Origin of the sequence: Microvirgula sp. AG722 (genome assembly GCF_003269145.1) — a bacterium.
In the GTDB taxonomy this organism is placed as follows: Bacteria; Pseudomonadota; Gammaproteobacteria; order Burkholderiales; family Aquaspirillaceae; genus Microvirgula; species Microvirgula aerodenitrificans.
The window spans coordinates 297,718-316,344 of record NZ_QLTJ01000002.1 but is presented as its reverse complement, the minus strand read 5'-3'; the positions used below and the strand labels follow the sequence as shown (position 1 = coordinate 316,344).

Below are 18,627 nucleotides of genomic sequence, written 5' to 3'. Positions count from 1 at the left end.
AAAAACCTCAGTCGCCTGGCGCCAGCGGGACGACGGTGTAACCGAAATGGCTGCCATTGCTGGCAAGAATGGTCACGCAGGAAGTGGTGATGGTTGCCGGAGCGATATACAGCCCCTGGTTGATGGACCCCTGGGGGGGGTCGTCCAGAATCTGCCAGGTGCAACTGGCGGTGACGTTCGCATAGCTGCCATCGCCGGGATTGCCTTCCAGCGCGGTCAGTTGTCGCTGGCCATAGGGCGGCAGCGGAAACAGGCCTCCCGTGACGACTTCCGACGGGTTGCCGGACTGCCAGGAGCCACCGCCGACCAGCAGGGAAGGCGTGGTGTCGGGCGCCATGACCAGTACGCTGGCCGTGGCGGTGTCACCGGTCGCACTGCCGATGCTGGCGGTGACGGTCTGCAGTGCGCAGGACTGGCCGCTGCCCAGGACGGGGGAATAGCTGGCCTGGTGGACGCCCGGTTGCGGGGATCCGGTTTCCGTGGCCTGGCTCCAGGTGACGGTGGTGTCGGCATTCCCGGCCACCGAGGCGGTGAAAATGATCGGTGCCTGGCCGGCCGTGGCCAGAATGAAGCCCGGATTCACATTGATGGCGTTGCCGGACACGACCACGACCGCACTGGCCCTGCCGTTGCTGCCATCGCGGGCAGTAAAGCTGGCCGTGACGGTTTCCGGCATCGATGCGCTGCTCAATGCCGCCCGGTCCGGCGCCTGATAGACGGCGCTGCCGTTGGCGCTGGCCCGGATGCGGCCGGTGACATCGATGCCCGATGCGTTCCCGATCGACCAGGTGACAGCACTTGCGCCGTCGGCCTCCAGCGTGAAGGTGCAGGAGGTGCCGGCCGCCACGGTTGCCTGCCGTGGCAACAGCGACTGGCTGGACGACGAGGGAGCCAGCTGGCCGAACAGGGCCATGTCGCCGGGAATGGCAACATCACCGAGCTGCAGCGTGCTGCCGTCCGGGAACAGCTGATTGTCGAGTGTGAACCGGGCGATACCGGGAAGATCGATCGTATCGGCAGAATGAAGAATCTGCGACACGAGGCCGCGGAGCGTGGCCAGCAATTCATTGGTCTGTTCGCAGCGCCAGTCCCAGGCTTTCAGCAGTGCACTTATGCCGGGCAGATTGACGGTAATATCCCGCTCATTGAGCGACAAATGGAATGCGACCGCGTTTTCTGGCGAAATGGAAACAGGAAAGTGGCTGTGCGAATAAAAAACAGGATCGAGGGTTTCCTCGCCGTCGCTGTTTCCCCGCGGGCTGCTGCCGTGCAGCCGGATAACACAGGATTCATTGTTGTTCCACTCCTGATACAGGCCGGTCAGATTCGGCACCAGGGTAAAACCCGGGCCATCCTGTGGCGCATAGGGAAAATCGAGTGACGAGAGGGTCGCGGTATAGTCGTACTCGTCGGCCTCGTGCGTGGCCGACCATGAGAGCGTGACGCTGTCCGTCGGTGCGACCCCCCCGGTGGCGACCAGATATCCGCACAGGCCGCTCGTACTGCTCTGTCCGGGCTGGAGCGACAGCCCGTTTGCGCTAATCTGGTCCTGAAAGGCAGGGGCCACGAGATCGTTGCACAGGGCACGACTGGAAATAAGCACCGAACCGGAATAAAGCGCACTGCCATCCTGCGAATCATCCGGAATCAGGTAGGGGAAACCGGAGTCGGCCGACGGCAGGGTGCCGCCGGTGCCGTTGCGGGTCTGGACGAAGACCAGCACGGCGCCATCGCCCGCCCCGCCCGGCGCGGCCTGGGTACGGATGGCGAATGCCACCGGGGTCAGTGGCGTCTCATCGTCGCCGGTGCTCAGCGTGGCCAGCACATAGTGCCTGGCAGAGACGCCAATGCTGGTGAATTTGTCCAGGAAATACTGGCCGATCTGCTGATTTGTCCGGTCGTCCGTGGTCAGGTTGACAGTGGCGCTGCCCGGGATGCCGTCGGACAGGTCGAAGTAGATGTCGCTTTGGGGAGAAACATCGCTGCTGCTTTGCTGCAGCGGCAAACCCAGTTCCAGGCTGAACTCGCTGTCCGGGAAAACCGTGTGGTATCCGGTCAGGGCGACCGGTGCGCCAGGCGATTCGCTCAGCGTGAAAAAAAATCCGGACAGGAACGGTATCTGCAGCGATGCCGCCGCGTCGTCGAGCGTTGCCGTATCGAATGAAAGCCGGGGCTGCCCGAGTACCAGATTGTTGGCATGTATATAGACGCTGTCGCCATTCTGATCGTGGTTTCCCGGGATGTCTTCTTCCGCAGTATCAAATAATTCGCCTGTCGAAATATATTGGGAAAACTGTTGCCAGATAATATCGTTTAGGCTGTTTCTTTGATAAACGCTTATGGCATCCCAGCCAAGCGTTATTGAATGGCCAAGCATCATGGCAAGCAGATCATTTTTGGAGTTTTCAGACATGAACTGGCTCCCGGCCCGAATGAAATACAGGCGGATGACTCTCCATCGTCGTGCAACGGACACCATGGAGCAGGTACGGTATTCAGCGAACGCGAGGCACCTGGCGTTTTATCGTGAATCCGGATTCACGGCGTGACATGCCGGGCCGGGGGCGCAAACCGGTATTGCTGGGCCGATGGCCATTGGCGGAATGCGATCCGGCAGAATAGAGACGCTGACTTTGCGGTGAGGACTGAAGGTTTTCCTCAGTATCTGCCAAGCGTGCTATTTTTCCAGTCGATTTGCTCGCGTTCCGATGAATGGATATCGGGTGGAGACAGGCGGTAGTGAATCGCCATTGACGCTCTCCGGCCTGGCGTGCGGTGCCCCTGTGGTAGTGGCGAAAGCGCGTGGCGACAGGGGCGGCAGCAGGTGGCCTGCCGCGGAAACGGCTGGCGGCCGGATTCCGCTGTCGGGTATTCTCAACGCTGTTTCCGATAGCGAATTGAAAGTCCCTGATTCATGAAAGCACGACTGAAGCAGATCGAAGGTACCCGCTTCCTTGGCGAGTCCGAAAGCGGCCATGGGGTCGTCATCGACCCGGACAAGCAGTTTGGCGCCAGCCCGATGGAACTGGTGCTGATGGGCGCTGGCGGTTGCACTTGCTACGACGTGGTCAGCATCCTGAAGAAAGCCCGCCAGGATGTGCGCGACGTGCAGGTCGAGCTGGATGCCGACCGCGCCGACAGCGATCCCAAGGTGTTCACGCGCATCCATTTCCACTTCATTGTCCACGGACGCGACCTCAAGCCGGAACATGTCGGCCGGGCCATCAGCCTGTCGGCGGAAAAGTACTGCTCGGCCTCGATCATGCTCGGCAAGACGGCCACCCTCAGCCACGACTTCGAGATTGTGGACTGCCAGTAGGACAGGGCAGACAACCCGCCCGCCGCCTTGTCCCTGGCCGGGCAGGCGGTTGCTGTCCACCCCTTGTGGTCGGGGCCGGACTCGCGCACGATCCGCTTGGGGGCTGGCAGGGTTTATGCTTGCCGGCTTGATCGGTGTGGAAAAAAATCTCAAACAGGTAAAGAATGTTTCCCGGCCTGTTTCCTCCGCTGACGGCGGGGGAGCGGCAACGACGACACGAGTGCGCGGCGAGGCCCTGGCCCGCCGGGATTTTTTCGACTTTGCAGGGATGCCTCCGCCGTCGTATGGACGAATATACCGTTCAAAACGTCTCTTCATCCGGGCAGGAATCGGGGCCGCCGCGCTTTCTGACCCAGGCGCTCGACTGTATCGAGCACAGTGCCGTGATCGTCGATGCCGACCATCCCGGCCATCCCATCGTCTACTGCAATCCGGCATTCGAACGGCTGACCGGCTACAGCCGTCACCAGGTGCTGGGGCGCAACGGCCGCTTCCTGCAATATGGCGATGACGACACCGTCACCCGAGCGCGCCTGCGCGACTGCCTGGCCGACGGACGTCCGTTCCGGGGCGTACTGAAGAATGTCCGCGCCGACGGCTCGGTGTTCTGGAACGACCTCAGCGTGGTGGCGGCGGAGTTCGGGGACGGTCGTTACCTGCTCGGCATGCAGAAGGATGTCACCGAACGCGACACGCCGGCCGGCGACAACGGCCATGCATTGCTGGACTGGGTGACCGGCGCGCTGTCGCGGCTGCTGCATGCCGACGGCGAGCAGGGCGTGTTCACTGATCTGATTACCCATCTGGTCGAGCTGACCGGCAGCGAATGCGGGCTGATCGCCCACGTCTGCGAAGGCCGGCCGCCCCGCACGCTGGCGACCGGCCGCTACGGACCCGATTGCCTGGCCAGTGGCTGTGACAGCGCCGTGCTGCCGCCCTGCCTGCGTCAGCTGCTGCTGGACGGTGGAGAAAACCCGCGGGCGCCGGTGGACGGTCCCTGCTGCGAGTCCGGCGTCGCCGGCGCGCGGCGCCTGATCCATGTGCCGCTGATGCATGCCGGCCGGCAGGTCGGCCTGCTGGGACTGGTCACCCGGCATGATGGCGACGAATTGCTGGTGCGGGAACGTCTGCGTCCGGTCACGGCCGCCTGCGCGGCGCTGATCGCGGTCTGGTGCCATGACGAGCGGCTGCAGCGGGCCGAGCGCTCGCTGGCCGTCAATGAGGCGCGCTACCGGGCCATGGTCTCGGCGCTGTCCGAGGGGTTGCTGCTGGTGGATGGCGGCGGGCGGGTTCTGGTCGGCAACCAGGCGGCCGAACGCATTCTCGGTCAGCCCGGACTGGCAGCGGGCGGCATGCTGCTGAATGACCGGCGCTGGCGCATGGTCGACGAGCAGGGCAGGGCGCTGGCCCCCGACGACTATCCGACCGAACGCGTGCTGCGCGGCGGACAGGCCGTGCGCAATGTCGTCATCGGCGTACTGCGCGATGACGGCCAGCCGCCGTGCTGGGTCCGCACCCATGTCGAGCCGCTGCATGTCGAGGGGGCGGCGTCAGTTGCCCTGATCGTGTCCTTTGTCGACATTACCGAACTCAAACAGCGTGAACATGAACTGGCCGAACAGGATGCGCGCTGGAAAGCGGTATTTGCCGCGACCGGCGACATGGTGTTCGACCTGACTTTCCCGTCCGGCGACGCCTGGCGCGCTGCGCTGCGCTCGCCGGACGGCGACGGCCTGCTGACCCTGGCGCTGCCCGGGGCCTATTTTTCGCCATCCTGGCTCGGCATGGTCGGGCTGGATACGATGCCGGCCGACAGCTACCGCGACCGCGGTGCCCGTGTGCATCCGGAGGATGTCGCCCATGTCGCGCATGAACTCGGGCGCCACCTGCGCGGCGAAACCGCACTGTATTTCGCCGAATACCGGCTGCTGCGCGCGGATGGCAGTGTCCTGCCGGTGCTGGACCGGGGGCAGGTCTATCTGCGCGACGAGGACGGCCTGCCGCAGCGCATGCATGGCGTCATGATCGACCTGAGCCCGCAGAAGCAGGCCGAGGAAACGGCGCGCCGCTTCCGCAAGGTGGTCGAAGCCACGTCGGACGGCATGGCCTTCATCGACCGCAATGACCGTATCGAGCTGGCCAACCGGACCATGCGTGACTGGCTGGGAACCGATGGTGCCGCCGTGCTGGGCCGGCCGTTTTCCGAGCGGGCCCGGGCCATGGGGCTGACGCTGGACCTGGCGGCAGCGCGCGCGCGCTGCCAGGGCGGCGACAGCGTGCGCGAGCGCTGCTGGGTGAACCATGGCGGGCGCGGCCCGCGCCATGTCGAGATCAGCCTGGAGCCGTACCGCGATACGCTGGGCCGCTTCGATGGCATGGTCTGCATGCTGCGCGACATCACCGACAGCGAGCGCCAGGCACAGCTGATGGCCCAGACCCAGCACGCCGCGCGGATTGGCGGCTGGCAACTGGACCCGGAAACACTGACCCTGTTCTGGACCCCGCAGACCTACCGGTTGCTGGGTCTGGTCTCGGCGGACGAGAAGGTCGAACTGTCGGTGGCACTCGACTTCATGACTGCCGAGAGCCGCGGACGGGTCATGAGCCGGCTGGCCGAGCTGCTGCGCGGCGAGAGCAGCGGCAAGTCGATCGATATCCAGGTGCTGACCGCGCAGGGCGAACTGCGCACCCTGGAGCTGATCAGCCACCGCCACGATCTGGCGGCCGGTGCCATCCAGCTGATCGGGTCGGTACAGGACGTGACCGACGAGCGGGCGGCCGAGCGGGAGCTGGCGCTGTCGGCGCAGGTGTTCGAGCACGGCCGCGAAGCGGTGTTCATCACCGACCCGCAGGGCGAGATCGTCCGCGTCAATGCCGCGTTCTGCGCCATTACCGGCTATGCGGCCGGGCAGGCATGCGGCCAGCCGATGACCTATCGCTGGCAGGGGGCGCCCGCGCTGCTGACCGCACAGGCAGCCGCACTGGCGCAGAGCGGACACTGGCAGGGCGAGGTGTCGGGGCGACGCGCCAACGGCGAGGTCCATCCCGAGTGGTGTTCGATCGCCAGCGCACGCGATGCCGGGGGCCGGATTTCCCACTATATAGGCATGTTCGTCGACATTTCCGACCTGAAAGCCGCCGAAGCGCGCGCACTGCGGCTGGCCAATTACGACCACCTGACCGACCTGCCGAGCCGGCCGCTGCTGTACGAACGGCTGAACGCCGCCCTGGCGCAGGCGGACCGTGACGGCTCGCTGGTCGGCGTGCTGTTCTGCGATCTCGACCGCTTCAAGAACATCAACGATACCCTCGGCCACAGCTACGGCGACGGGCTGCTGCGGGTGATCGCCCAGCGCTTCTCGCGCCAGACGCGAAGCAGCGACGTGGTCTGCCGCTACGGCGGCGACGAGTTCGTCGTCGTGCTGACCGGCATGCACTCGGTCAACGACCTCGCCCGGCTGGCCGACCAGCTCAGGGCCTCGGTCAGCGCGCCGGTACACGTCGGCGATACCGACCTGATGGTGACCACATCGCTCGGCATCGCCGTGTACCCGCATGACGGCCGCGACATCGACACCCTGCTGCGTCACGCCGATGCCGCGCTGTACCACGCCAAGGCGCTGGGCCGGAACAACTACCAGTTCTTCACCCGGGCCATCAACGAACGCATCAGCGAATACCTGGTGATCGAAAACGGGCTGCGCCGCGCGCTCGACCGGCAGGAATTCGAACTGCACTACCAGCCGCAGATCGACATGCGCAGCGGGAAACTGATCGGCGTCGAAGCGCTGTTGCGCTGGAAACATCCGGAGCAGGGGCTGATCTCGCCGGCGCGCTTCATCCCGATCGCCGAGGAAACCGGGCTGATCGTGCCGATCGGCGACTGGGTGATCCATACCGCCTGTCAGGCGGCCAGAGCCTGGCAGGAAGACGGGCTGCCGCCGATCACCTTTGCCGTCAACCTGTCGGCGCGGCAGTTTACTGCGCATGTGGTCGACACCATCGACCGTGCCCTGGCGCTGACCGGGCTGGCGCCGTGCTGGCTGCAGGTCGAAGCGACCGAAAGCGTGCTGATGGAAGACCTGCGCGAAACCGAAGCCGTGCTGTCCGAACTGAAGGCGCGCGGCCTGTCGCTGTCGATAGACGATTTCGGCACCGGCTATTCCAGTCTCGCCTACCTCAAGCGTTTTCCGCTGGACCAGATCAAAATTGATCGTTCCTTTGTGCAGGATATCGGTGTGGACGACGATAATGCCCTTATCGTCAACGCCATTATCGGCCTGGGACACAGCCTCGGCGTCCAGGTGCTGGCCGAGGGCGTGGAAACCGAATCACAGTGGCAGTTCCTGCGCGGGCAGGGCTGCGACGAAGTACAGGGCTTCCTGATTTCGCGGCCGTTACCGATAATGGAACTGGCCGAAACCGTACGCCATGATGGCTTCAGGAGTGAAGTGTGAAAGAAGCGTCCCCGAGCACGATTATCCAGGTTGCTCCCAGCTATGACGCAGATGTCATCCTGCCGCGAGGCACCCGTCCGCCGCCGGTCCGCCCGCCGCTGGTCTTTATCGGCGCATCCACCGGGGGGACCGAGGCGCTGAAAATAGTGTTGTCGGCCCTGTCTCCCGATTGCCCGCCTATCCTTGTCGCCCAGCACATGCCGCCGAACTTCACCCGTTCGTTTGCCGCGCGGCTCGATGGCCTGTGCCGGATACGGGTCAAGGAAGCCGAGCATAACGAACCGCTGCAACGCGGCTGCGCGTATATTGCGCCCGGCGATGCCCACCTGATGGCCGGCTGGCGGGCCAACTGGATGGCGGTGCTGGACCGCGGTTCGGAGGTCAACCGGCACAAGCCGTCGGTCGACGTGCTGTTCCGCTCCGCCGCGAACGAAAGCGGCAGTGCCGCACTGGGCGTGATCCTGACCGGCATGGGCCGCGACGGCGCGCGCGGGCTGCTGGAAATGAAGCAGGCCGGGGCCTATACCCTGGCCCAGGACGAAGCCAGCTCGGTGGTTTTCGGCATGCCGAAAGAAGCCATCGCGCTGGGGGCCGCTTATGAAGTGCTGCCGCTGGACCGCATTGGCGGACGAATCATGGAGTGTCTGGCGCGCCGGCCTGCACCCGGAGGAAAGTAAACGAATGGCGGAGTTGCCGATACTGGTCGTGGAAGACGACGTCGCCTTGCGCGAAGCGCTGGTCGATACGCTCGAACTGGGCGGACTGCAGGTGCTGACGGCCGGCGACGGCGAGGAAGCGCTGAGTGTGCTGCGCCACGAAGCAGTGGGACTGGTGCTGTCCGACGGACAGATGAAACCGATGGATGGTTACCGGCTGTTCCACGAGATTCGTCGCCGTGCGCTGCAGGTGCCGTTCATGCTGATGACCGCCTATGGCGCGGTCGATCGTGCCGTCGACCTGCTGCGTGCCGGCGCCTGCCACTACCTGACCAAACCGTTCGAACCCGATGTCCTGCTGGCCGAAGTCAACCGCCACCGGATGACCCTGCCGGCCGACGAGTCGCAGCCGCCGGCCGTGGTCGCGGTCGCCAAGGCGTCGCGCGATGTGTTCGAACTGGCCCGCCGCGTCGCCGCCAGCGAGGCGACCGTGCTGATCAATGGCGAATCCGGCGTCGGCAAGGAAGTCATGGCGCGCTTTCTGCACTGCCATTCACCGCGCCGGCTGGCGCCGTTCATTGCCGTCAACTGTGCGGCCATCCCCGAAGCGCTGTTCGAGTCGACGCTGTTCGGCCACGAAAAGGGCGCCTTCACCGGTGCGGTGGCGACCTATCAGGGCAAGTTCGAGCAGGCACAGGGTGGCACGCTGCTGCTGGATGAAATCTCGGAAATGCCACTGTCGCTGCAGGCCAAACTGCTGCGCGTGCTGCAGGAGCGCGAGCTGGAACGCGTCGGCGGCAGTCGCACGGTCAAGCTCGATATTCGCATCCTGGCGACCACCAACCGCGATCTCGCCGGCGAAGTCGCGGCCGGCCGCTTCCGCGCCGACCTGTACTATCGCGTCAACGTGTTCCCGCTGACCCTGCCGCCGCTGCGCCAGCGCCGCGCTGACATCGTGCCGCTGGCCGAGAGCATTCTGTGCGGACTGGCCCGGCGTTCGAAGCGGCTGTCCCCCGGGCTGTCGCAGGCGGCCATCGCCAAATTGACCGCCTATGACTGGCCCGGTAACATCCGCGAACTGGAAAATGTCCTGCAGCGTGCGGAAATTCTTGCATGCGGTGAGGAAATTGACTGCGACAGCCTGCATTTCACGCTGGTGCCGGCACCAGCAACTACTGTTGTAGAGCTGGGGCAAATGCTCAAGTCCGAGATTGTTCGGACGAAATCGTCTGATGAGACTGAGTCTCAGGGAATTCGCAGTCTGGAAAAACAGTACATTCTGGACACGCTGCAGGCCGTGAACGGCGTGCGGCGCCTGGCGGCGGAACGACTGGGCATCAGCGAACGAACCTTGCGTTACAAACTGGCCCGTTGGCGCGAAACGGGCGATGTCGAGACCAGCGAACCGGCTTGCGGCGGCGACCGCGGAGAGAATCAATGAACAATATTCAAGGTATCGATCAGTTGCTGGGCGAACTGCGCTCTGCTGCCGCGATGGCCAGCGGCAAACCGGCTGCTGCACCGGCCGCGCTGGATGGCGCAGGCAAGGCTGTCGACTTTTCCGACATCCTGAAGCAGTCGATCGACAAGGTCGCCGAGACCCAGGGCACCAGCGTCGACATGCAGAAGCGCTACGAACTTGGCGATGAAAGCGTCAACCTGCATGACGTAATGCTGTCGCTGCAGAAGGCCAGCCTGTCGTTCCAGACCATGGTCCAGGTGCGCAACAAGCTGGTGACCGCCTATCAGGAAGTCATGAACACCCAGATTTGATGTAACGAAAACCGGGCAAAGCCTCCGCGTTCCCGTTCTGCGTCGGTCTCCGTGTACTGCGCGGTTTTTCTGTGATCTACCTTTTCCTGCCGGCCGGCTCGGCTGGTGGGTCCGGAATTGTCTATCTCATGGCCGAATTGGCTGGTTCGCCTCCCCCTCCCTCCATGCAGACGCGTGTGCGTGAAAGCATGGCGCGTTATCGCGATTTGCCGCCGAACAAGAAAATGCTCTTGCTCGGTGGCCTCGCCGCCATTTTTACCGTCCTGCTCGGCAGCTACTTCTACATGCGCGAACCGGCCTACAAGGTGCTGTTCAGCAACGTGTCCGACCGCGATGGCGGGCAGATTACCGAAGCGCTGCAGAAGCTGAACGTGCCGTACAAGCTGACCGACAGCGGCGTGATCGAGATCCCGTCCGCCCGCGTCTATGACACTCGTCTGAAACTGGCGGCGCAGGGGTTGCCGAAAGCCTCCGGCGTCGGTTTCGAACTGATGGACAACCAGAAGTTCGGTATCAGCCAGTTTGCCGAGCAGGTCAACTACCAGCGCGCCGTCGAAGGTGAACTGGCGCGTACGGTCGAGTCGCTGGACGTGGTCGAGCACGCCCGCGTTCACCTCGCCATCCCGAAACAGAGCGTATTCGTGCGCGAGCAGCAGCCGTCGACCGCGTCGGTGATGCTGACGCTGCGTCCCGGCTTCATCCTCGATGCCGGGCAGATTGCCGGGATCCGCAACCTGGTGGCGTCCGCGGTGCCGGGGTTGTCGCAGAAAAACATCACCATCGTCGACCAGGAAGGCAACCTGATCTCCAAGCACCCGGATCTGGATGACGGCCTGTCCGGCCTGTCGCGCCGCCAGCTCGACTATGTGCGTCAGGTGGAGCAGGGACTGACCAAGCGCATCGAGGCCATCCTCGAACCGATCGTCGGCGCCGGCAACGTGCGCGCCGAAGTCACCGCCGCGCTCGACTTCTCCGAAACCGAGCAGACCTCGGAAAACTTCAACCCGAACACCCCGCCGAATGCGGCTGCGATCCGCAGCCAGCAGACGTCCGAATCGTCCACGCGCGTGACCGATCCGCAGGGGGGCGTGCCGGGCGCGCTGTCGAACCAGCCGCCGTCGGCCGCCGCCGCGCCGATCACGCTGCCGCCGGGCACCCAGGCCGGACTGATGCCGACGCCGGCCAATGGCCAGGCGGCGCAGCCGCCGCTGAAGAGCAGCAAGGACAACACGACCAACTACGAGCTTGACCGCACCATCCAGCACGTCAAGCAGCCGGTCGGCTCGATCAAGCGCGTGAACGCCGCCGTGGTCGTCAACTACAAGCTCGCTGCCGGCAAGGATGGCGTCGAGCGCCCGACGCCGCTGTCGGACAAGGAAATCAAGCAGATCCAGGATCTGGTTCGTGAAGCGATGGGTTACAACCAGACCCGTGGCGACTCGCTGAACGTGGTCAATGCCAGCTTTGCCGCCACCGGTCCGGAACGGCTGTCGCTGCAGGATCGTGCCGTCGACTACGTGACCAACAACCTCAGCGACGTGCTCAAGTACGGCTTCCTGCTGCTGGTGGTGCTGTACCTGCTGTTCGGCGTGGTCCGTCCGGTGGTGCGCGACATCATCCGGCCGAAGGAAGTGCCGCTGCCGCCGGGCATGGAAGGGGCGGAAGTCGATGCCGACGGCGTCGCCATCAGCAGCACCGACAGCGGCCTGCCGAGCGACGACCCGGTCGAAGTGGCGCGCCGTGAATACGAAATGGCGCTGGAATCTGCCCGACAGGTCGTGCGCAACGATCCGCGCATGGCGGCCCAGATCATCAAGGAATGGGTGAGCAACGATGAGTGATGCGGGTATCCGGCGCAGTGCCGTGCTGCTGTTCAGTCTCGGTCAGGCGGATGCCGTCGAGGTGTTCAAGTACCTGGGGCCGAAGGAAGTGCAGAAGATCTCGACGCTGATGACGCAGATCAGCAACCTTGGCCGCGACGAGATCATCCAGGCCGCCCAGCTGTTCAAGGACGAAGCGCGGATGCGCGCGTCCATCGACTCGTCCGACGAATTCCTGCGCAGCGTGCTGACCGAGGCGCTGGGCGAGGACAAGGCCTCGAACCTGCTGGACAAGATTACCCAGGGCAACGACCACACCGGCATCGAAAGCCTGAAGTGGATGGACCCGTCCAGCGCGTCCGACCTGATCCGCAACGAGCACCCGCAGATCATCGCCACCATCCTGGTCCACCTGGACCCGGACCAGTCGAGCGCGATCCTGTCGAACTTTACCGAGCGGCTGCGCAACGACGTGCTGCTGCGTATCGCCACACTCGAAGGCGTGCAGCCGCAGGCGCTGCGCGAACTGAACGACGTGCTGACCCAGCTGCTGTCCGGCTCCGACCGGATCAAGAAGAGCGCCATGGGGGGCGTGCAGCTGGCGGCCGAAATCCTCAACTTCATGGGGGCGCAGGTCGAAGGCGCCGCGCTGGGATCGATCCGCGAGCACGACCCGGATCTGGCCCAGCGCATCCAGGACAAGATGTTCGTGTTCGAGAACCTGTGCGATATCGACAACCGGTCGATCCAGGTGCTGCTGCGCGAAGTCTCCAGCGAAAGCCTCATTACCGCCCTCAAGGGCACCAGCGAGACCCTCAAGGACAAGATCTTCAAGAACATGTCGTCGCGGGCCGCGGAAATGCTCAAGGACGACCTGGAGGCCAAGGGACCGGTCAAGGTGTCCGAGGTCGAGGCCGAGCAAAAGGAAATTCTCAAGATCGTTCGCAAACTGGCCGACGACGGCCAGATAGTGCTGGGCGGCAAGGGTGGCGAGGAAGGTGTTGTCGAATAAGCCCGTGTCAGGCGAAGACGCTGCGTGGCAGCGTTGGGACCTTCGCCCCATAGAGCCCCCGGCCCCCCCGGCGTTTCTGACGCCGGCCAAGGCCCGCGCGCGCCTGGATCCGGTCGCGCCGGAAGTCGTGGCCGAGCCGGAACCGGAAGTCGTCGACGAGCCGGAAATCGATCCGCGCGGCGTCGATGTGCCGACCGAAGAGGTCGACATCGAGCCGGAAACGCTGTCGTCGTACCCGACCGCCGCCGAACTGGAAGCCATTCACCAGGAAGCATGGCAGGCCGGTTTCGAGGCCGGTCACGCCGAAGGTCTGGACAAGGGCCGCGAAGAAGGCAAAGTTGCGGCACATGACGAACTGCGCCCCGAGCTGCAGGCCGAACTGGCGCTGCTGCAGGCGCTGCGCACACGGCTGGAAACCTCGCTGACCCAGCTGGAGTCCGACCTGGCGCCGCAACTGCTGTCGCTGGCGCTGGAATGTGCGGACCGGCTGGTTGGCGCGCACGTGGCGGCCTGCGAGGATGCCCTGGAACCGCTGCTGACCGGGGCGCTGGCCAATCTGGCCGGCTCGCTGAAGCAGGCCCGGCTGCGCGTGCATCCCGACGACCTGATCGTCGCGCGCCGCGTGATCGAACGCGAGGCGGCCGATGCCAGCTGGCAGTACATTCCCGACGCCTCGGTCGGACGCGGCGGCTGCCTGATCGACCTGCCCAGCGGGCGGATCGACCTGCGCCTGGCCACCCGGCGCGAAGCGCTGGGTGAAGCGCTCGGCGCCGAACCGGTGCCGGGTGACGTCGAGGCGGATCATGTCGTCCGCTGAGACCGGCCAATCCGGCCATCCGTGGAGTGATTACCTGTCCGCCTGCCGCGACACCGTGCGCACGGCGGACCTGTCGCGACCGAACGGCCAGCTGACGCGCGTCACCGGCATGGTGATGGAGGCGGCCGGGCTGCGGCTGCCGGTCGGCGGCGCCTGTTCGGTCTGCCTGCCGGACGGCCGGCGGGTTGAAGCCGAAGTGGTCGGCTTCAACACCGATACCCTGTTCCTGATGCCGGTCAACAACGTGCACGGCCTGATGCCGGGCATTGCCGTCGAACCGCTGATCGTGCATTCGCCGCCGCGCTTCGGCCACAGCCAGGCGCCGTCCGACCAGGCTGGCGGGCGACGGGTGCCGGTCGGCTTCAAACTGCTGGGGCGCATCGTCGACTCGCTCGGGCGACCGCTCGACGACGGCGGCGAGATCCTGGCCGACGATTTCTATCCGCTGTACTCGCAGCCGGTCAATCCGCTCGACCGCGACCCGGTGCGCAACAGCATGGACGTCGGCGTGCGCGCCATCAACGGCCTGCTGACGGTCGGCCGCGGCCAGCGTCTCGGCCTGTTCGCCGGCTCCGGTGTCGGCAAATCGGTGCTGCTCGGCATGATGGCCAAGTACACCCGTGCCGACGTGGTCGTGGTCGGGCTGATCGGCGAGCGGGGCCGCGAGGTCAAGGACTTCATCGAAGCCATTCTCGGCGAGGAAGGCCTCGCCCGTTCGGTCGTGGTCGCCGCGCCGGCCGACTCGCCGCCGCTGATGCGCCTGCACGGTGCCGCCTATGCGACCGCGCTGGCCGAGTACTTCCGCGACCAGGGACTGGACGTCCTGCTGCTGATGGACTCGGTGACCCGCTATGCGATGGCCCAGCGCGAAATCGCCCTGGCCATCGGCGAACCGCCGGTCACCAAGGGCTATCCGCCGTCCGTGTTCGCCAAGCTGCCGCAACTGATCGAGCGGGCCGGTAACGGCCGGCCGGGCGGTGGCTCGATTACCGCGTTCTATACCGTGCTGTCCGAGGGCGATGACCAGCAGGACCCGATTGCCGACAGTGCACGGGCCATTCTCGACGGCCACTTCGTGCTCAGTCGCCGGCTGGCCGAATCCGGCCACTATCCGGCCATCGACATCGAACAGTCGATCAGCCGGGTCATGGCCGACGTCGTCCCGCAGGAACACCTGGACGCCGCCCGCCGCTTCAAGCAGTTCTATTCGCGCTACCAGCGCAACCTGGACCTGATCAGCGTCGGTGCCTACGTGCCCGGCGCCGACCGCCTGCTGGACGAGGCCATCCGCCTCGAACCGGCCATGAATGCCTACCTGATCCAGCCGGCCGGCGAGGCCAGCGACTTCGAGACCTCGCTCGCCGGGCTGGTGCAGGTCACGGGCCAGTGAGCCCGGCATGAACAGCCGTTACGCACTGCTGACCCGGCTGGCGACCGATCGCACCGACGCCGCCGCCAAACTGATGGGCCAGGCACAGCAGCGTCTGGTCCAGGCCGGGCAGAAACTCGCGCAACTGGAGCAGTTTCTGGCCGAATACCGCATGCAGCGCATCCAGCGTGCCAGCACCGGCATGTCGGCCGTGCAGTGGGCCGACTATCAGCGCTTTCTCGAACGCATCGAGACTGCCGTGAATGCCCAGCGCGAGGAACTGGTTCTGCGCGAGGCGGAGTGCGAAGCCACGCGCACCCGCTGGCTGGCCGAGCGCAAGAAACTGAAGGCATTCGAAACCCTCGACGAGCAGGCCGCGCAGCGCGAACAGGCGGTCAAGGCGCGGCGCGAGCAGAAGCTGACCGACGAACTGGCCACCCGCGGTTTCCGCCGTCCACGCTAGGCCGCGACTGGAATTCCGGATCGTTTCTTGCGCCGCATGGCGCATTTTTTCAGGCATGATTCTTGCATTGCTGTTGTCTGTTGTGTACCTAACCTTGGGCCTGCCTGCCATGAGTATTTCGCTTTCCACCCCGACCGTCGCCCAGGCGCAGTCTGCCGCCAGCAGCAAGACCGCTTCGGCAGGAAAAGGACCGTCCACGCCGGACAACACGTTCACACAGCTGGTCGACGAACAGATCGCCGTGCTCGACGGCAAGGGCAAGACCGACAAGACCACCGTGGTCGACGAGGCGGACAGCAAGACCGGGGAGCCGGACGGCAAGGACGTCCGTCCCGATCCGGCAACACTTGCCGCCATGCTGGGCGCGCCGGTGCTGACCGAGCCGGTCAAACCGGTCGTCGACACCGCGGTTGGCGAGCAGGTCGTGGCTGCCAGCGACGACGGTCAGGCCGACCTGCGCCTGACGGGCAGGGACGAGGGCGCCGCGGTCGTGGCCGCCAGCGGTGACAGCGAGGAGAATGCCGCCCAGGCGGCCGACCGTGCCGCTGTGGCGGCGCGCAATGCACAGGGCCAGGCTCAGGTACCGGCACAGGACGGCGGCAAGACCGTCCAGGATGCTGCCGCGCAGCGTGCTGCCGCCACCACCGCTGCCGCGGGCCGGGCTGCGCAGCCCGGCACCCAGGGCGTGGCAAAAGCCACGCTGGACGAAACCGCGCCGGTCGAGAGCAAGCAACCGGTGGACTTCGGCAGCGAACTGCAGGCGGCGGCCCGATCCTCCGGTGCGGCCACCGTCGCCAGCGCCGCCACGCCGCAGCAGGCGGCCTCGGCACTGGCCCATATCGCCAATGGCGGACAGACCGCGCCGACTGCCGCCGCTCCGGCCCCGCTGGCACTGCAGATGCAGCAGCCGGTGACCAGCCCGCAATGGGGCCAGGAGCTCGGCCAGCACGTCGCCCTGCTGGCGCAGCACAAGCTCGACGGGGCTCGCCTGCAGATGAACCCGGAAAAAATGGGGCCGATCGAGGTCACGCTGAAGTTCGGCGCGGAAAATCAGTTGACGCTCAATTTTGTCTCCGCCGTGCCGAATACAAGGGATGTACTGGAACAGAACCTGCCGCGCCTGGCGCAGCAACTGGCCGGGCAGGGCATCCAGCTTGCCGATGCGCAGGTGTCGAGCGGGCAGCGCGATCAGCAGAGCGCGTCGTCATTTGCGCAACAGGGCGGGCAGTCCTCGTCCGGCCGCGGCGACGGCAGTTTTTCGCTGGATGGCAATGCCGGCGCGGGGGTGACGACAACAGTTATCCAGCCTGCGACCGGCAAGGATGATGGAAGAGTCAGCGTATTTGCGTGATACGCTAGTCGGCAAGCGACAATTACGCGAAAATACGTATTTACAAATCTTTACAGGTATTGCACATGGCATCTTTGACAGAAGCTCAACCGGCAGCGGGCGGTAAAAAACTAATGCTGGTCATTGGCGCGCTGGTCGGAGTTGTCCTGTTGCTCGCTGGCGCTGTCGGCTATCTGTTCCTGGCGCACGGCAATGGCGAAAGCAAGCCGAAGGCTGAAGAAGCCGCCGCCGCGCCGGCCGCGCCGACGTTCAGCAAGATCGACACCTTCGTCGTCAACCTGTCCGATCCGGGCACGATGCTGCAGACCGAACTGCAGGTCGAACTCGGCAAGCCGGGCGACGCCGAGCTGATCTCGGCCTACATGCCGCGCATCCGCAGCAACCTGATCCTGCTGCTGTCCAGCAAGACCTCGGCCGATGTGGCCACGGCCGAAGGCAAGGCCCGGCTGAAGGCGCAGATCCGCAGCGTCATCAACGAGTCGCTCGCTGATTCCGGCCACGCCGACGTCGTGCGCTCGGTAGTATTCACGTCCTTCATCGTTCAGTTGCAGTAATCATGTCCGACGACATCCTCTCGCAGGAAGAGGTCGACGCGCTGCTGCGCGGCGTTACCGGCAACGACAACGATGTCGGCGACGCCAGTTCGCCCGATGTCCGCAATTACGAGATCGGGCGGCAGGAACGCATCGTGCGCGGCCGGATGCCGACGCTCGAAGTCATCAATGAGCGTTTCGCGCGCAACCTGCGTATCGGCCTGTTCAACTTCATCCGCCGCAACGCCGAAATTTCGGTGGGGCCGGTCAAGGTCCACAAGTACAGCGAGTTCATCCGCAACCTGGTGGTGCCGACCAACCTCAACCTGTGCCACGTCAAGCCGCTGCGCGGGACGTCGCTGCTGATTTTCGATCCCGACCTGGTGTTCCTGATCGTCGACAACCTGTTCGGCTCCGACGGTCGCTACCATGTGCGGGTCGAGGGGCGCGACTTTACCGCGACCGAGCAGCGCATCATCCGCAGACTGCTGGACGTGGTGTTCAACGAGTACCAGAAGGCATGGGAACCGGTCTATCCGATCGAGTTCAACTACATGCGTTCCGAAATGAATACCCAGTTTGCCAACATCGCCACGCCGACCGAAGTCGTGGTGTCGATGACCTTCCGCATCGAGCTGGGCGCGGGCGGCGGCGACTTCCACGTCTGCATGCCGTACTCGACCATCGAGCCGATCCGCGACGTGCTGTCGTCGACCATGGCGGCCGACCGGACCGAAGTCGACAACCGCTGGGTCAACCTGCTGTCGAAACAGGTGCAGATCGCCGAGGTCGAGCTGGTTGCCACGCTGACCGAAACCGAGGTCGCGCTGGGCGACATCCTGAACCTGAAAGTGGGCGATGTGATCCCGGTCGATATCGCCTCGACGGTGGTGGCTGACGTGTCCGGCATCCCGGTGCTGGAGTGCGGTTATGGCACCTCCGGCGGTCAATACGCGCTGAAGGTCGAAAAAGTCCTGGCCGGCGCGCAGGAACTGAGTGAACAAGCGCTGGCTCATGGCAGTTGAGTGGCGAGCAATCCGACGCAAACGAGATCGAT

Annotated in this window: 14 protein-coding genes; 13 read left to right on the top strand and 1 reads right to left on the bottom strand. The window is 65.0% G+C overall.

Going from position 1 to position 18,627, the window contains the following annotated elements; translation table 11 throughout:
- Positions 1–7: 7 nt before the first annotated feature.
- On the bottom strand, positions 8–2,413 hold the full coding sequence (locus DFO50_RS05130; protein ID WP_146745018.1) for a hypothetical protein: 2,406 nt from the start codon (positions 2,411–2,413) through the stop codon (positions 8–10).
- A 501-nt stretch (positions 2,414–2,914) separates the two neighbouring features.
- Between DFO50_RS05130 and DFO50_RS05125 the strand changes: the two genes are divergently transcribed.
- The 13 genes from DFO50_RS05125 (at position 2,915) to fliM (ending at position 18,595) form a co-directional block, all read left to right on the top strand.
- Positions 2,915–3,319 (top strand): OsmC family protein, encoded by a 405-nt coding sequence (locus DFO50_RS05125; RefSeq protein ID WP_028497663.1) that lies wholly within the window; start codon positions 2,915–2,917, stop codon positions 3,317–3,319.
- Positions 3,320–3,603: 284 nt separating this feature from the next.
- On the top strand, positions 3,604–7,776 hold the full coding sequence (locus DFO50_RS05120; RefSeq protein ID WP_158537405.1) for an EAL domain-containing protein: 4,173 nt from the start codon (positions 3,604–3,606) through the stop codon (positions 7,774–7,776).
- On the top strand, positions 7,773–8,453 hold the full coding sequence (locus tag DFO50_RS05115; RefSeq protein ID WP_028497664.1) for a chemotaxis protein CheB: 681 nt from the start codon (positions 7,773–7,775) through the stop codon (positions 8,451–8,453). Before DFO50_RS05120 ends, DFO50_RS05115 begins: the two co-directional genes overlap by 4 nt.
- 4 nt (positions 8,454–8,457) lie before the next feature.
- On the top strand, positions 8,458–9,873 hold the full coding sequence (locus tag DFO50_RS05110) for a sigma-54 dependent transcriptional regulator (RefSeq protein ID WP_112692153.1): 1,416 nt from the start codon (positions 8,458–8,460) through the stop codon (positions 9,871–9,873).
- Positions 9,870–10,205: a flagellar hook-basal body complex protein FliE gene (gene fliE / locus DFO50_RS05105; protein WP_028497666.1), complete on the top strand. Its 336-nt coding sequence runs from the start codon at positions 9,870–9,872 to the stop codon at positions 10,203–10,205. The genes DFO50_RS05110 and fliE overlap by 4 nt, the downstream gene beginning before the upstream one ends.
- Positions 10,206–10,333: 128 nt before the next feature.
- Positions 10,334–12,046 carry a flagellar basal-body MS-ring/collar protein FliF gene (gene fliF, locus DFO50_RS05100; protein WP_112692152.1) on the top strand — a complete coding sequence of 571 codons (1,713 nt, stop codon included), beginning with the start codon at positions 10,334–10,336 and terminating at the stop codon, positions 12,044–12,046.
- Positions 12,039–13,037 (top strand): flagellar motor switch protein FliG, encoded by a 999-nt coding sequence (gene fliG, locus DFO50_RS05095; protein ID WP_028497668.1) that lies wholly within the window; start codon positions 12,039–12,041, stop codon positions 13,035–13,037. The genes fliF and fliG overlap by 8 nt, the downstream gene beginning before the upstream one ends.
- A 4-nt stretch (positions 13,038–13,041) precedes the next feature.
- Positions 13,042–13,854 carry a FliH/SctL family protein gene (locus DFO50_RS05090; RefSeq protein WP_158537404.1) on the top strand — a complete coding sequence of 271 codons (813 nt, stop codon included), beginning with the start codon at positions 13,042–13,044 and terminating at the stop codon, positions 13,852–13,854.
- A complete protein-coding gene (gene fliI / locus DFO50_RS05085) occupies positions 13,841–15,244 on the top strand; it encodes a flagellar protein export ATPase FliI (RefSeq protein WP_112692150.1) in 1,404 nt (467 codons plus the stop codon). The genes DFO50_RS05090 and fliI overlap by 14 nt, the downstream gene beginning before the upstream one ends.
- Before the next feature lie 7 nt (positions 15,245–15,251).
- Positions 15,252–15,686 carry a flagellar export protein FliJ gene (gene fliJ / locus DFO50_RS05080; protein ID WP_107889405.1) on the top strand — a complete coding sequence of 145 codons (435 nt, stop codon included), beginning with the start codon at positions 15,252–15,254 and terminating at the stop codon, positions 15,684–15,686.
- A gap of 109 nt (positions 15,687–15,795) precedes the next feature.
- Entirely contained in the window at positions 15,796–17,037 is a 1,242-nt protein-coding gene (locus DFO50_RS05075) for a flagellar hook-length control protein FliK (protein ID WP_158537403.1), read from the top strand.
- 113 nt (positions 17,038–17,150) lie between these two features.
- Positions 17,151–17,591 carry a flagellar basal body-associated protein FliL gene (gene fliL, locus DFO50_RS05070; protein WP_051528586.1) on the top strand — a complete coding sequence of 147 codons (441 nt, stop codon included), beginning with the start codon at positions 17,151–17,153 and terminating at the stop codon, positions 17,589–17,591.
- A 2-nt stretch (positions 17,592–17,593) separates the two neighbouring features.
- Positions 17,594–18,595, top strand: a complete 1,002-nt coding sequence (fliM, locus tag DFO50_RS05065) for a flagellar motor switch protein FliM (RefSeq protein ID WP_028497673.1) — start codon at positions 17,594–17,596, stop codon at positions 18,593–18,595.
- The last annotated feature ends 32 nt before the right edge of the window (positions 18,596–18,627 follow it).

Excerpts from the sequence above, each read along its gene's own strand:
- fliE (WP_028497666.1), top strand. The coding sequence starts at position 9,870 with ATGAACAATATTCAAGGTATCGATCAGTTGCTGGGCGAACTGCGCTCT.
- fliJ (WP_107889405.1), top strand. The coding sequence starts at position 15,252 with ATGAACAGCCGTTACGCACTGCTGACCCGGCTGGCGACCGATCGCACC.
- fliF (WP_112692152.1), top strand. The coding sequence starts at position 10,334 with ATGGCCGAATTGGCTGGTTCGCCTCCCCCTCCCTCCATGCAGACGCGT.
- DFO50_RS05130 (WP_146745018.1), bottom strand. The coding sequence starts at position 2,413 with ATGTCTGAAAACTCCAAAAATGATCTGCTTGCCATGATGCTTGGCCAT.
- fliG (WP_028497668.1), top strand. The coding sequence starts at position 12,039 with ATGAGTGATGCGGGTATCCGGCGCAGTGCCGTGCTGCTGTTCAGTCTC.
- DFO50_RS05075 (WP_158537403.1), top strand. The coding sequence starts at position 15,796 with ATGAGTATTTCGCTTTCCACCCCGACCGTCGCCCAGGCGCAGTCTGCC.
- DFO50_RS05110 (WP_112692153.1), top strand. The coding sequence starts at position 8,458 with ATGGCGGAGTTGCCGATACTGGTCGTGGAAGACGACGTCGCCTTGCGC.
- DFO50_RS05125 (WP_028497663.1), top strand. The coding sequence starts at position 2,915 with ATGAAAGCACGACTGAAGCAGATCGAAGGTACCCGCTTCCTTGGCGAG.
- fliI (WP_112692150.1), top strand. The coding sequence starts at position 13,841 with ATGTCGTCCGCTGAGACCGGCCAATCCGGCCATCCGTGGAGTGATTAC.
- fliL (WP_051528586.1), top strand. The coding sequence starts at position 17,151 with ATGCTGGTCATTGGCGCGCTGGTCGGAGTTGTCCTGTTGCTCGCTGGC.
- DFO50_RS05120 (WP_158537405.1), top strand. The coding sequence starts at position 3,604 with ATGGACGAATATACCGTTCAAAACGTCTCTTCATCCGGGCAGGAATCG.
- fliM (WP_028497673.1), top strand. The coding sequence starts at position 17,594 with ATGTCCGACGACATCCTCTCGCAGGAAGAGGTCGACGCGCTGCTGCGC.